At 67.9% G+C, this 12,247-nt stretch carries 10 protein-coding genes; 7 read left to right on the top strand and 3 right to left on the bottom strand.

Going from position 1 to position 12,247, the window contains the following annotated elements; translation table 11 throughout:
- Nucleotides 1-30 precede the first annotated feature (30 nt).
- Complete coding sequence (locus AAYO93_RS16395; protein ID WP_345762236.1) at nucleotides 31-804, top strand: IclR family transcriptional regulator; 774 nt, start codon at nucleotides 31-33, stop codon at nucleotides 802-804.
- Nucleotides 805-933: 129 nt separating this feature from the next.
- Here the strand turns inward: AAYO93_RS16395 and AAYO93_RS16390 are convergent, their stop codons facing one another.
- Entirely contained in the window at nucleotides 934-1,428 is a 495-nt protein-coding gene (locus tag AAYO93_RS16390) for a GNAT family N-acetyltransferase (RefSeq protein ID WP_345762235.1), read from the bottom strand.
- A gap of 37 nt (nucleotides 1,429-1,465) precedes the next feature.
- Here AAYO93_RS16390 and AAYO93_RS16385 point away from each other — a divergent pair, with 37 nt between their 5' ends.
- On the top strand, nucleotides 1,466-2,581 hold the full coding sequence (locus AAYO93_RS16385) for a low temperature requirement protein A (RefSeq protein ID WP_345762234.1): 1,116 nt from the start codon (nucleotides 1,466-1,468) through the stop codon (nucleotides 2,579-2,581).
- Between the two features lie 198 nt (nucleotides 2,582-2,779).
- Here AAYO93_RS16385 and AAYO93_RS16380 read toward each other — a convergent pair whose 3' ends face one another.
- Nucleotides 2,780-3,634 carry a hypothetical protein gene (locus AAYO93_RS16380; RefSeq protein ID WP_345762233.1) on the bottom strand — a complete coding sequence of 285 codons (855 nt, stop codon included), beginning with the start codon at nucleotides 3,632-3,634 and terminating at the stop codon, nucleotides 2,780-2,782.
- Between AAYO93_RS16380 and AAYO93_RS16375 the strand changes: the two genes are divergently transcribed.
- Nucleotides 3,618-4,919 (top strand): DEAD/DEAH box helicase, encoded by a 1,302-nt coding sequence (locus tag AAYO93_RS16375; RefSeq protein WP_345762232.1) that lies wholly within the window; start codon nucleotides 3,618-3,620, stop codon nucleotides 4,917-4,919. The two genes, AAYO93_RS16380 and AAYO93_RS16375, sit on opposite strands and share 17 nt — an antisense overlap.
- Nucleotides 4,920-5,077: 158 nt before the next feature.
- Here AAYO93_RS16375 and AAYO93_RS16370 read toward each other — a convergent pair whose 3' ends face one another.
- On the bottom strand, nucleotides 5,078-5,731 hold the full coding sequence (locus AAYO93_RS16370) for a TetR/AcrR family transcriptional regulator (protein ID WP_345762231.1): 654 nt from the start codon (nucleotides 5,729-5,731) through the stop codon (nucleotides 5,078-5,080).
- Between the two features lie 156 nt (nucleotides 5,732-5,887).
- On the opposite strand from AAYO93_RS16370, the gene AAYO93_RS16365 reads away from it, so the two are divergent.
- The 4 genes from AAYO93_RS16365 to AAYO93_RS16350 all read left to right on the top strand — a co-directional run bounded on the left by AAYO93_RS16365 (nucleotide 5,888) and on the right by AAYO93_RS16350 (nucleotide 12,245).
- Nucleotides 5,888-8,416 carry a beta-glucosidase family protein gene (locus tag AAYO93_RS16365; protein WP_345762230.1) on the top strand — a complete coding sequence of 843 codons (2,529 nt, stop codon included), beginning with the start codon at nucleotides 5,888-5,890 and terminating at the stop codon, nucleotides 8,414-8,416.
- A gap of 64 nt (nucleotides 8,417-8,480) precedes the next feature.
- Complete coding sequence (locus AAYO93_RS16360; RefSeq protein ID WP_345762229.1) at nucleotides 8,481-10,136, top strand: ABC transporter substrate-binding protein; 1,656 nt, start codon at nucleotides 8,481-8,483, stop codon at nucleotides 10,134-10,136.
- A gap of 79 nt (nucleotides 10,137-10,215) precedes the next feature.
- Nucleotides 10,216-11,268 (top strand): ABC transporter ATP-binding protein, encoded by a 1,053-nt coding sequence (locus AAYO93_RS16355; protein WP_345762228.1) that lies wholly within the window; start codon nucleotides 10,216-10,218, stop codon nucleotides 11,266-11,268.
- Nucleotides 11,265-12,245, top strand: a complete 981-nt coding sequence (locus tag AAYO93_RS16350) for an ABC transporter permease (RefSeq protein WP_345762227.1) — start codon at nucleotides 11,265-11,267, stop codon at nucleotides 12,243-12,245. Before AAYO93_RS16355 ends, AAYO93_RS16350 begins: the two co-directional genes overlap by 4 nt.
- Nucleotides 12,246-12,247 lie beyond the last annotated feature (2 nt).

The raw sequence follows: 12,247 nt of genomic DNA, 5'->3' as shown, positions 1-12,247 counted from the left end.
GGTGTCTTGCATTCCAGACAGGAGGTCGGCGTGGCCGCAAGCTCGAAGGTCCCCGCGGCGGAGAACACGCTGCAGGTGCTCAGTTTTCTCGCAGCGCAGCGCGGGCCGGTGCCGGCCGCCACGATCGCCGCATCCCTCGATCTCCCCCGGTCGACCGTGTACCACCTGCTCGCAGTGCTTGTCGATCACGGCTTCGTGCTGCACCTTCCGGAGGCGCGTCGGTACGGGCTCGGCGTGCGATCGTACGAGCTGAGTTCGGCGTTCTCACGGCAGGAACCGCTCAGCCGGCTCGGCCGTCCGATCCTCGCCGGGCTGGTCGACCGCATCGGCGAGTCCGGGCATCTCGCTGTGCTCCACGGGCGCGATGTCGTCTACATCGTGGAGGAGCGCGCCCCGCGGCGTCCACGGCTGGTGACGGATGTCGGCGTGCGGCTGCCCAGTCACCTCACGGCGAGCGGGCGGGCGCTGCTCGCGACCCTGCCGGCCGGTCAGGTGCGTGCGCTGTACCCGGATGCGGCGGCATTCGTCGACCGGGTCGGCGGCGAGCCCCACACGTACGGCGCGCTGAAACGCATCCTCGAGCGGGTCCGGGCGGATGGATACGCCACAGAGGATGGCGAGGTGACGCCGGGATTCGCGTCGGTGGCGGTCTCGGTGCGCGACCATGCCGGATGGCCGGCGGCCGGTATAGCGATCACGTTTCCGCGGGAGAACATCCCGCACGACGAGTGGGCCGGCCTGGCCGCGCAGATCACCGAGGCTGCGGCGGAGCTGTCGCGGCGCATCCGCGGTCTGCCCGTCTAAGTCTGGTATCCCGGACGGGCGTGCGCGATGCGCTCGCCGCACGTGTTCGGTCTGAGCGCACTCGGTCGTGCGCTCGCCGCACGTGTTCGGTCTGAGCGCACTCGGTCGTACGAGTGCGGCGGGGCGGAACTAGTGCGCGGGGACGGAAGCGGCGGGGGAGGGCGCGACGATCGGCTTCGCGTAGCAGACGCTGAAGTCGTCGCCGACGTACGGTCCGAAGTTGGGGATGCGCGTGTACCCGCGATTCTCGTACAGCGCGATGGCCGCGTGCTGCAGCGGACCCGTCTCCAGCTGGATCGCCTGGACGCCTGCGGCGGCGGCGGCCCCTTCGAGCCGGTCCATGAGGGCGGATGCGAGACCCTGACCGCGCGCATCCTCGTGCACGAACATCCGCTTCAGTTCTGCGGTGCCATCGGCCCTTTCGACGAGGGCGGCCATACCGAGTGCGCGACCGGCGGAATCGCGGCCGACGAAGACCGTGACGCCGGGCCGCTCGAGTTCGCTCACATCGAGCAGGTAGCAGCTCTCCGCGGGATACAGCGAGAAGGCGAATTCGTCGCCGAGGCGCAGCAGCTCCTCGATCTCCGGGTCGCGCGGCGGCTCGATCGCGATGGTCACAGTCACCCGACCACGATAACAAGCTCGCGGCTACGCTCGCTTCATGGCCCAACGCCTCGCCCGCGCCACCGAACGTGTCTCGTCGGTGGAACTGCTCTTCGACCTGGTCTTCGTGTTCACGATCACGCAGGTCACCGAGATCGTGGTCGCGCATCCGACCGGCGCCGGCGTCGCGCAGGCTGCGCTGACGATGGCCGTCGTGTGGTGGATGTACGACGCGTTCGCCTGGCTGACCAACCAGTCCGGTGAAGGTGCCGGCCTGCGCATCGGGCTGGTCGGTGCGATGGTCGCGTTCCTGCTGCTCGCGGTCGCGATTCCGGATGCGTTCGACGCCACCGGGATCCTGTTCGGTTTCGCGTACCTCGCGATCGTCCTCATCCATTTCGGTCTCTTCGCCGCGTTCGGGGCTCCCGGGTCCGCTCGCTCGATGCTGCGGGTGATCCCGTTCAACGCCGGCGGGGCGGTGCTCCTCATCGTCGCGGGCTTCGTCACGGGCCCGGCCGACTGGATCCTCTTCGCGCTCGCGATCGCGGTGCTGGTCTCGACGTCGTTCACCAGCGGCCCGGTCGGCTTCGACATCGGCGCATCGCATTTCGTCGAGCGGCACGGCCTGTTGATGATCATCGCGTTCGGCGAGTCCATCGTCTCGGTCGGCGTCGGCGCGGGCGGCCACCCGTTCGACCTCGCCATCCTTGTGGGGACAGTGCTCTGCGTCGGGGTCGTCGCTGCGCTCTGGTGGTGCTACTTCACCGGAGACGACGAGCGCGCCGGCCGCAGCATGACGGGTGCTCCCACGCAGCAGCGCGCGTACCTCGCGCTCACCGCTTTCGCACTCGACCACTACGTGATGATCTTCGGCCTCGTGCTGTTCGCGGCCGGGGTGAAGCTCACCATCGGCGACGTCTTCGCTGTCGCACCCGCTGCCGGAGTGATCCTGCTCGGAGCGGGCGTCGCGCTGTACCTGGTCGGGGATGCGCGCTACCGCCAGGAGCTCGCGCTCGGTCCGGCCGCGCTGCGATACGCGGGGGCGGCGCTCGCCGCAGCGAGCATCCTTCTGGGTCTCGTGGCGCCTGCGGCGTGGCAGCTGCTCGCGCTTCTCGTCATCGTCGCCGGGGTCATCGCGCTGGAGTGGAGGCGGGATTCCCGGAAGTCTCCGTGACTTCACAGGCAGCATCCGGTAACGTAGGAAGGTCGGCTCTTGACACCGCGTGTTGTACGCGGATGGGTTTGTAAGTCAGGTGGGCCGGTTTCACCGCCAAACGGCGGGCGAATGATCACTGTATGTGAACGGTCCCGGCCAAAGACTTGCCCGGGTTTCTTATGACCACGACGAATCGTCGTGCGTTCAGTCATGCACTCAAGACAACCCAGGAAAATACCTATGGCCAACTTCAAGAAGCCGCACGGCAAAACTTTCGAACCCCGCGACAGCGCTCGCAAGGGCGGACCCAAGTCGGGCAGCCGCAGCCCCGGACACCGTGGCTACCGTCCCGCCGAAGAGGGCGCAGCCCCCAAGAAGCAGCGCTGGAACGCAGACGAGCGCGCAGCTCGCGCAGAAGGCCGTCCGTCGGCCGGTCGCAGCGAGCGCCCCAACTGGGAGCCGCGCGCCAAGGGCTCCAGCTGGGAGCCGCGCGGTGCGCGGACCGAGCGTCCCGCTTATGGCGATCGTCCGCAGCGGAGTGAGCGTCCTGCTTATGGTGAGCGCCCGCAGCGCAGTGAGCGTCCGGCTTACGGCGATCGCCCGCAGCGGAGTGAGCGTCCTGCTTATGGTGATCGCCCCGCTCGTTCCGAGCGTCCGACTTATGGTGACCGCCCGCAGCGCAGTGAGCGTCCTGCGTATGGTGACCGCCCGCAGCGCAGTGAGCGTCCTGCGTATGGTGACCGCCCGCAGCGCAGTGAGCGTCCTGCGTATGGCGACCGCGCCCCGCGCACAGAGCGTCCGGCTTATGGTGACCGCCCGCAGCGTACGGAGCGTTCCGCGTATGGTGACCGTCCGCAGCGCAGTGAGCGCCCTGCTTATGGTGACCGTCCGCAGCGCGCCGAGCGTCCCGCTTACGGTGACCGCGCTCCGCGTGCCGAGCGTCCGGCTTATGGTGACCGCCCGCAGCGCACCGAGCGTCCCGCTTACGGTGACCGCCCGCAGCGCAGTGAGCGCCCCGCCTACAACGACCGTGCCCCGCGCCGCGACTTCGGCAATGACCGTCCGCGCCACGAAGGCGGCGACTCGAAGTTCTACCCTCACCCGTGATGAGAAGGCTCACTTCACCCCGGCCGACGACGTCGTGCTCGAGCGGCTCGAAGCCGATGCCATCCAGGCTGTCGACGTCGAAGGCGTGACCTTCGCCGATCTGGGCCTCGGCGGCAACATCGTCAACGCCCTCATCGAGCTCGGTGCCGCATCGCCCTTCCCGATCCAGGCCGCGACCATCCCCGATGTCATCGCAGGCAAGGACGTGCTCGGCCGCGGCCGCACCGGCTCCGGAAAGACCATCGCTTTCGGTGCTCCTCTCGTCGAGAAGCTCATGGAGAACGGCGGCGGCAAGAAGCGTCAGATGGGCCGCAAGCCGCGCGCCCTCATCCTGGCTCCGACCCGTGAGCTGGCGCTGCAGATCGACCGGACCGTGCAGCCCATCGCACGCAGTGTCGGCCTCTTCACGACGCAGATCTACGGCGGCGTTCCCCAGGGCCGTCAGGTCGGCGCCCTCCAGCGCGGTGTCGACATCGTCATCGGCACGCCCGGACGCATCGAAGACCTGATCGAACAGGGCCGACTCGACCTCAGTGAAGTCACCATCACGGTGCTCGACGAGGCCGACCACATGTGCGACCTGGGCTTCCTCGAGCCCGTGCAGCGCATCCTGCGCGAGACGTCCGAAGGCGGGCAGAAGCTGCTCTTCTCGGCCACGCTCGACAAGGGCGTCGCCCAGCTCGTCAACGAGTTCCTGCCGGAGCCGTCAGTGCACGAGGTCGCCGGTGAAGACCAGGCGTCGTCCACGATCGACCACCGCGTGCTCGTCATCGAGCACCGTGACAAGGGCCGGATCATCGAGCAGCTCGCCGACCGCGAGGGCAAGACCCTCGTCTTCGCCCGCACCCGCGCCTTCGCGGAACAGCTCGCCGACCAGCTCGACGACGCCGGCATCCCGGCGGTCAGCCTCCACGGCGACCTCAACCAGTCCCGCCGTACGCGCAACCTCGCACAGCTCACGAGCGGCCGGGTCAACGTGCTGGTGGCGACGGATGTGGCAGCCCGCGGCATCCACGTCGACGACATCGACCTGGTCATCCAGGCCGACGCTCCCGACGAGTACAAGACCTACCTGCACCGCTCGGGCCGTACGGGCCGCGCCGGCAAGCAGGGCACGGTCGTCACGCTCATCCCGAAGCAGCGTCGCCGTCGCATGGACGAGCTGCTCGGCCGCGCCGAGATCGAGGCGGAGTTCGCCGACGCCATCCCGGGCGACCAGGTGATCACCGACCTGGCCGCGAACGTCTAACGCAACGCGCGACCGGCCCCTTCCCGTCCTCGGGAGGGGGCCTTTCGCATCCCACGCCGCCCGCCTCAGACGGAGCTCACCCGGCCCAGTGTGTCGCTATCACGGGGCCAGAACGACACGGTGGGCCAACTCGCGACAGCTCGCCGCGAGCACGCCGGTCAGCGGCCTTCGGTCGGCCCGTTCAGCCACTGGATGAGGCCGTCGATGACGGCCGCGACCGCCGCAGGCATCTCGACCGCGCCCGGCTCGAGGAGCCACTGCACCTGGAGGCCGTCCATCGCGCCGATGAGTGCAGAGGCCGCCTGCCAGAGGCGCGCCTCCTCGACGTCGGCCGGCGCGGTCTCCCGGAACGCCTCGGCGACCATCCCGCGGAGGCCGGTGAAGCGATCGCGGAAATACTCCTGCGCGGGGTGATCTTCGGTCACGGACTCGGCCGAGAGCACGGCGTAGGTCTGCACGATCCCGGCCCGGGTCGCGTTGATCTCGGTGGTCCGGACGAGGTGGTCGAGCAGGTCTTTGCCGACCGGCGGATGCTGGCCTTCGAGGTGGACGACGTCGACCTGGTCGCGGTGGTCGAGCACGGCGATGAGCAGCTGGTCTTTCGAGCCGAAATGGTGCAGTACGCCCGCGTGCGTCATCCCGGCCTGTTCGGCGATCTCGATGAGCGAACCGTTGTTGAACCCGCGCGCGGCGAAGACCGCCATGGCCGCGTCGAGGATGCGCTCGCGCTTCGCAGCCGTGCGCGCCTGCGGCTTGACGACCTTGTCTGCCGCGGCCACGGGATACGTGGATCCGTGAAGCGTTGGGGCCATTCTCTTTCCTCCGGCAGGGTCTTCGACGACGTTATCGAATTGTAATCCAATTTACTTACAAACAAGTCAGTAAGTTTGGTCTACAGTGGCTCCAGCGGATCAACGATGAGCCGCAGGAACGCGGATCAACGACGAGCCGCCCTCTGGAGTATAGACATGCAGACGTCCCCCGGTACCGGTCTCGGCACCCCGTGGATCACCGACTCGATCGATCTTTCGACCGTCCCGCTCGAGCTCAAGGTCCGGCTCCTCACCGGCGCCACCGCATGGACGCTCCACACCTTCCCCGAAGCCGGCCTCCGCCCGCTGGTCGTCTCCGACGGACCCATCGGAGTCCGCGGCGTCGACGACGATCCGACCCCGTCCGCACAGCTCCCCAGCCCGTCCGCCGTCGCCGCCTCCTGGGACCTCGACCTCGTGGCTCGCCTCGGTTCCCTCGTCGCGGACGAGGCGAAGCGCAAGGGGACGGATGTGGTGCTCGCCCCGGTCGTGAACCTCCAGCGCACCCCGGTCGGCGGCCGGCACTTCGAGTGCTATTCCGAAGACCCGTACCTGACCAGCCGAGTCGGCTCGAGCTTCATCGCCGCCGCCCAGGACCGCGGTGTCGGGATGAGCGTCAAGCATTTCGCAGGCAACGAATCCGAGACCGACCGCACGACCTATGTCGCACGCATCGACGAGCGGACCATGCGCGAGGTGTACCTGGCTCCGTTCGAGCACGCCGTGCGGAACGCCGGCGTGTGGTCGGTCATGGCCGCATACAATCAGGTCGACGACGGAGTCCAGACGGCGCCGTCCACCGAACACGGCCGGCTCCTCAACGACGTTCTCAAAGGCGAGTGGGGCTTCGACGGCGTCGTGGTCAGCGACTGGCTCGCCACCAACACGACAGTCGAGTCGGCGGTCGGTGGCCTCGACCTCGTGATGCCCGGCCCGGGCGGCCCGTGGGAGGAGAAGCTCGCCGCGGCGGTTCGCGCAGGCGACGTCCCCGAGAGCGTCATCGACGACAAGGTGCGGCGCATCCTCCGACTGGGCGAGCGTGTCGGCGCGATCGGGGACGAGCCGACGCCCCTCGTCGACCCGGACCTGCCGTTCGCGCCCGAGACCCGTGCGCTGCTGCGCGAGGCCGTCGCCCGCTCGATCGTCCTCCTCCGCAACGAGGATTCGTTCCTCCCGCTCGACCCGGGCGCTGTCGCCACCGTCGCGCTCATCGGTCCGAACGCCGTCGAGCCGTTCGTGCAGGGCGGCGGAAGCGCGTTCGTCGACGCGCCGTACCTCTCGACCGCTGAGGACGCCATCCGTGCCGCCCTTCCGAACGCCGTCGTCACAGTCCACCGTGGCGGCACCGGCCGCAGGCACGCCCACCCGATCGGGCGCGGACTGGTCAGCGCCCCGGACGGCACCGCCGGCTACGAGCTCACGCTGCTCGACGCCGGCGGCGACCCCCTGGGCGCCGCGACAATCGTCGAGGCCCGGGAGAGCTGGAACCGCCACGTTCCTCTCGACGCGCGCAAGGCGCGCATCCGCGCATCCGTCCGCCTCTCCACCCCGGGTGTCCACCGCCTGGAGGTCGGCCTCTCCGGAGCGCACCGCGTCTGGTTCGGCGAAGAACTCGTCTCGCGGTCCACCACGATCGTCGGCCACGACGTCATCCTCGATTCTTCTGCGAACCACCCGGACGGCCCGAGTCGCCGGTTCGCCGTCGACGAGGTGAGCGGTCCGGTCACCGTCGAAATCCACGCCGAAGTCCAGGTCGTCGACGCCGCCGGTTACGGGACGTTCGTCCGTTTCGAGCTCCGGCACGAGCCGAACGACCCCGACGTCGATGGCGAGATCGCGGAGGCCGTCGAGGCCGCCCGACTCGCCGACGTGGCCGTCGTGATCATCGGGACGAACGAGGAGACGGAGTCCGAAGGCTGGGACCGGCCCGACCTGCAACTGCCCGGCCGGCAGAACGAGCTGGTGCGCCGCGTGGCGGAGGCCAACCCGCGCACCGTCGTCGTCGTCAACGCCGGCGGCCCGCTCATCCTGCCGTGGCTCGACGAGGTCGCCGCGGTGCTCTGGTGGTGGCTTCCCGGCCAGGAGGCCGGAAACGGGCTGGCGGATGCGCTCCTCGGCACGATCGAACCCGGCGGCCGCCTGCCCTGGACGCTCCCCGCATCCGAGGCCGACGTCCCGGTGCCGCATGCCCTCCCGGTCGACGGCGTCATCGAATACACGGAAGGCATCGACGTCGGCCACCGCGGCTGGGATCGGCTCGACCGGACCCCGGCGCGGCCCTTCGGTTTCGGTCTCGGTTATACGACCTTCTCGTCCGGCCCCGAGACGATCGAAGGCTGGGACGGCGACGAACTCATCGTGACCGTGCCTGTCACCAACACCGGATCGCGCCCCGGACGCGCCATCCCACAGCTCTACCTCGAAGACGTCACGTCTCCGGTCGACCGGCCCGTCCGCTGGCTGGCCGGCTTCACCATCGCAGACCTCGAGCCCGGCCACAGCGCAGGTGTCCGCATCGCCGTGCCGCGCCGAGCCTTCGAGATCTGGAACGTCCAGGCGCACTCCTGGGATTTCGCCACCGGTCCGTACACCGTGCGAACCGGCGCATCAAGTCGTGACCTGTCCGACGGAGTCACCGTCGACATGTCCCCGCCGACGGGTCACGCTGCACCACCGGACGCCTAGGCGCCCGTCACGGGATGGCGCCCAACGCGCCCTCCCTTTCCCATCAATGCAAGGAGGCACTGTAGTGAAACGCAGAATGATTGGCCTGGCGGCGACCGCGCTCGCGGTCGGGCTGGTACTGACGGGCTGTGCTGGAAGCAACAACAGCGGTGGGGGCAACCTCCACCCGCTGACCATCGGCATGCCCGACGGCCCGCAGTCCAACAACTCGAACCCGTTCGTGACGACGTCGTCCGCGGCGATCCTCGGATACACCTACCTGATCTACGAACCCCTGGCGCAGTGGAACCCCACTCTCCCCGCCAAGGACCCGACCCCGTGGCTCGCCAAGGAGTGGAAGTGGAATTCGGACTTCACCGAGCTCACGGTCACGCCGCGCGAAGGCGTCAAGTGGTCGGATGGCAAGGACTTCACCGCCGCCGACATCGCCTACACGTTCAACCTGCTGAAGAGCACGCCGGCGTTCAACACCGACGCGCTGCCGATCGAGTCGGCTGATTCGAGCGACAAGACGGCGACCATCAAGTTCACGACCTCCCAGTTCCTCAACCAGACGAAGGTCCTCCAGAAGTACATCGTTCCGGAGCACATCTGGTCGAAGATCTCCGACCCGACGAAGGACACCAACCAGAAGCCCGTCGGCACCGGTCCGTACGCGCTGAAGAGCTGGACCCAGCAAGTCATCACCTTCTCGCCCAACAACACGTACTGGGGTGGCAAGCCTCCGGTCCCGTCGATCCAGTTCACGTCGTACACCGACAACAACGCGCAGACCGCGGCGCTCCTCAGCGGACAGTCGCAGTGGAGCTACGTGTTCATCCCGGACATCGACAACACGTACGTCAAGAAGAGCCCGACCAACAACGCGTACCTGCCGACCGGTCTGGGAATCGACGCTCTCTTCCTGAACACCGCCAAAGCCCCGTTCGACAACGTGGCGATGCGACAGGCCGCCAACATGGTGATCGACCGCAACGCCGTTCACGTCCAGGGCTACTCCGGCTTCAAGGGCCTCGTCGACACGGTCACGGGTCTCCCGTCACCTGCAGGTGACGCGTTCACGGCTCCGGATTACAAGGGCAAGAAGGCCACCGTCGACATCGACGGCGCCAAGAAGGTGCTCACGGATGCGGGCTACACCTACCAGGGCTCGAACCTGATCGACCCGTCGGGCAAGCCCGTCACGGTCACGTTCCAGGACCCCGCCGGATGGTCGGACTACCTCGCTTCGCTGCAGATCATGGCGGACAACCTGTCCAAGATCGGCGTGAAGGCCACGGTCGAGACCCCGACGGTCGACGCCTGGACCTCGGCGGTCGCCTCCGGTGACTTCCAGGCCACCCTGCACTGGACGAACACGGGCGCGACGCCGTGGGACATCTACTCCGACACCATGGACGGCACCCAGCTGAAGCCGCTGGGCCAGGCTGCCTCGTGGAACTTCGGCCGCTTCAAGAGCGACGAAGCCACGAAGGCCCTCGCCGACTACGCCACGACGACGGATGAGGACCAGCGCAAGCAGGACATGTACACCCTCGAGAAGATCATGGTCGAACAGGTCCCGGTCATCCCGATGGCGGCAGGTCCGATCGGTGCCGAGTTCAGCACGAAGTACTGGACCGGTTTCCCGACGGCGAAGGACCCGTATGCGGTGCCCCAGCCGACGCAGCCCAGCCTCTCGCAGGTTGTCATGCACCTGAAGCCGGTGTCCGGAAAGTAGGACAGCCGCGGGTGGGTCCGGCATGGCGCCGGGCCCACCCGCCCTTCGGTTTCTGGTCCACACACAAGCAGGGAGTGCTATGAGCACGCACGATGAGGTGCGGGATGCGAGGGCTGCGACGACGCAGATCCCCGTTCTCGAGACGGTGAACCTCACCAAGCATTTTCCGGTCCGCGGACCGGGTAAGAAGGTCGTCCATGCAGTCGAAGGCGTCGACATGAAGCTGTACCGGGGCCAGGTCGTCGCCCTCGTCGGCGAATCGGGGAGCGGCAAGTCGACGGTCTCACGACTGATCGCCCAGCTGCTGACCCACACGGGCGGCACCATCCTCCTCAACGGCGAGCCGGTGAACGCCCACTCGGGACGCGCGTTCCGGCAGTACTGCCGCAACGTGCAGATGATCCTGCAGGATCCGTTCGCGTCGCTGAACCCCATCCACAAGATCCGCTACGTGCTGACACGCTCGGTTCGCATCCATCACCCGCGTGCTTCGAAGGCGGAGCGCGAAGAGCTGCTCAGCAAGCTCCTCGGCCAGGTCGACCTGACCCCGTCGGAGCGCTACCTCGGCAAGTTCCCGCACGAGCTGTCGGGCGGCCAGCGCCAGCGCGTCGCCATCGCACGCGCACTCGGTGCGAACCCGAAGGTGCTGCTCGCCGACGAGCCCGTCTCGATGCTCGACGTGTCCATCCGCATCGGGGTGCTCAACCTGCTGCGCGACCTGAAGGAGCGCCTCAACCTCGCGATCCTCTACATCACGCACGACATCGCATCCGCCCGCTACTTCGCCGACCAGACGATGGTCATGTACGCGGGCCAGGTCGTCGAACGGGGACCGAGCGAAGAGGTGACCCAGCGTCCGGCGCACCCGTATACGCAGCTGCTCATCGCATCCGCTCCCGACCCCGACGTGCTGTCGACGCGCTCCGAGACCAAAGCTCAGGGCGAGCCCCCGAGCCTGATCACACCGCCTGCGGGCTGCCGGTTCAACCCGCGCTGCCCGTTCGCCATGGAGCGCTGCCGCACCGAGGCGCCGCCCGTTTTCCAGGTGACCGACGAGCACCAGGCCTCATGCTGGCTGTACGCCGACGACGCGACCGCCGAACGCGAAGCTGCATTCGGGGTGCACGCATGAAATTCTTCCTCCGTCGTGTCGCCTTCTACCTCTTCACCGCGTGGGCGGCCATCACGCTGAACTTCTTCATCCCGCGCCTGCTGCCCGGTGACCCGGTCCAGTCGCTCATCAACAAGTTCCAGGGACGCCTGAGCACCGACGCCGTCGCCTCCCTCTACGTTCTGTTCGGCCTCAACAAGCACACCACCGTGTGGCAGGACTACGTCACCTACTGGCAGAACCTGTTCAAAGGCGACCTCGGGATCTCGTTCACCTACTTCCCCACCCCGGTGAGCGAGATCCTGCTCCAGTCGCTGCCGTGGACCCTCGCCCTCGTCGGCATCTCGACGGTGATCGGATTCGCACTCGGCACCCTCGCCGGCGTCGGCCTCGGCTGGCGCCGCGGGACCTGGGCGGACAACATCCTCCCGGTCACGAGCTTCTTCTCGTCCATCCCCTACTTCTGGCTCGGACTCATCGCGATCTCGATCTTCGCGGTCAACCTCGGCTGGTTCCCGGCCTCCGGCGGGTACGACCCGGCGACGGTCCCCGGATGGTCGTGGGACTTCATCAGCGGCGCCATCTACCACGGCATCCTGCCCGCGCTCACGATCATCGCGAGCTCCATCTCGGGCTGGATCCTCAGCATGCGCAACATGATGGTGACCGTCTCGAGCGAAGACTACGTGACCGTCTCGCAGGCGAAGGGCCTGCCCGAGCGCAAGGTCATGCTCGGCTACGCGGCACGCAATGCAGTGCTGCCGAGTGTGTCGGGCTTCGCGCTGTCCCTCGGCTTCATCGTCGGCGGCACGCTGGTCGCCGAGATGGTCTTCTCCTACCCCGGTGTCGGCTACGTGCTGTTCCAGGCGATCGGGTCGAAGGACTACCCGCTCATGCAGGGAGTGTTCCTCGTCGTCACCATCTCGGTGCTCGTGGCCAACATGCTCGCCGACGTCGCATACACGTTCCTCGATCCACGCACCAGAGCGGAGGGCTGACC

The sequence above is a fragment of the Diaminobutyricibacter sp. McL0608 genome (assembly GCF_039613825.1).
In the GTDB taxonomy this organism is placed as follows: Bacteria; Actinomycetota; Actinomycetes; order Actinomycetales; family Microbacteriaceae; genus Diaminobutyricibacter.
Note: the sequence above shows the minus strand (reverse complement) of the source record. Positions and strands in the feature narration are given on the sequence as shown.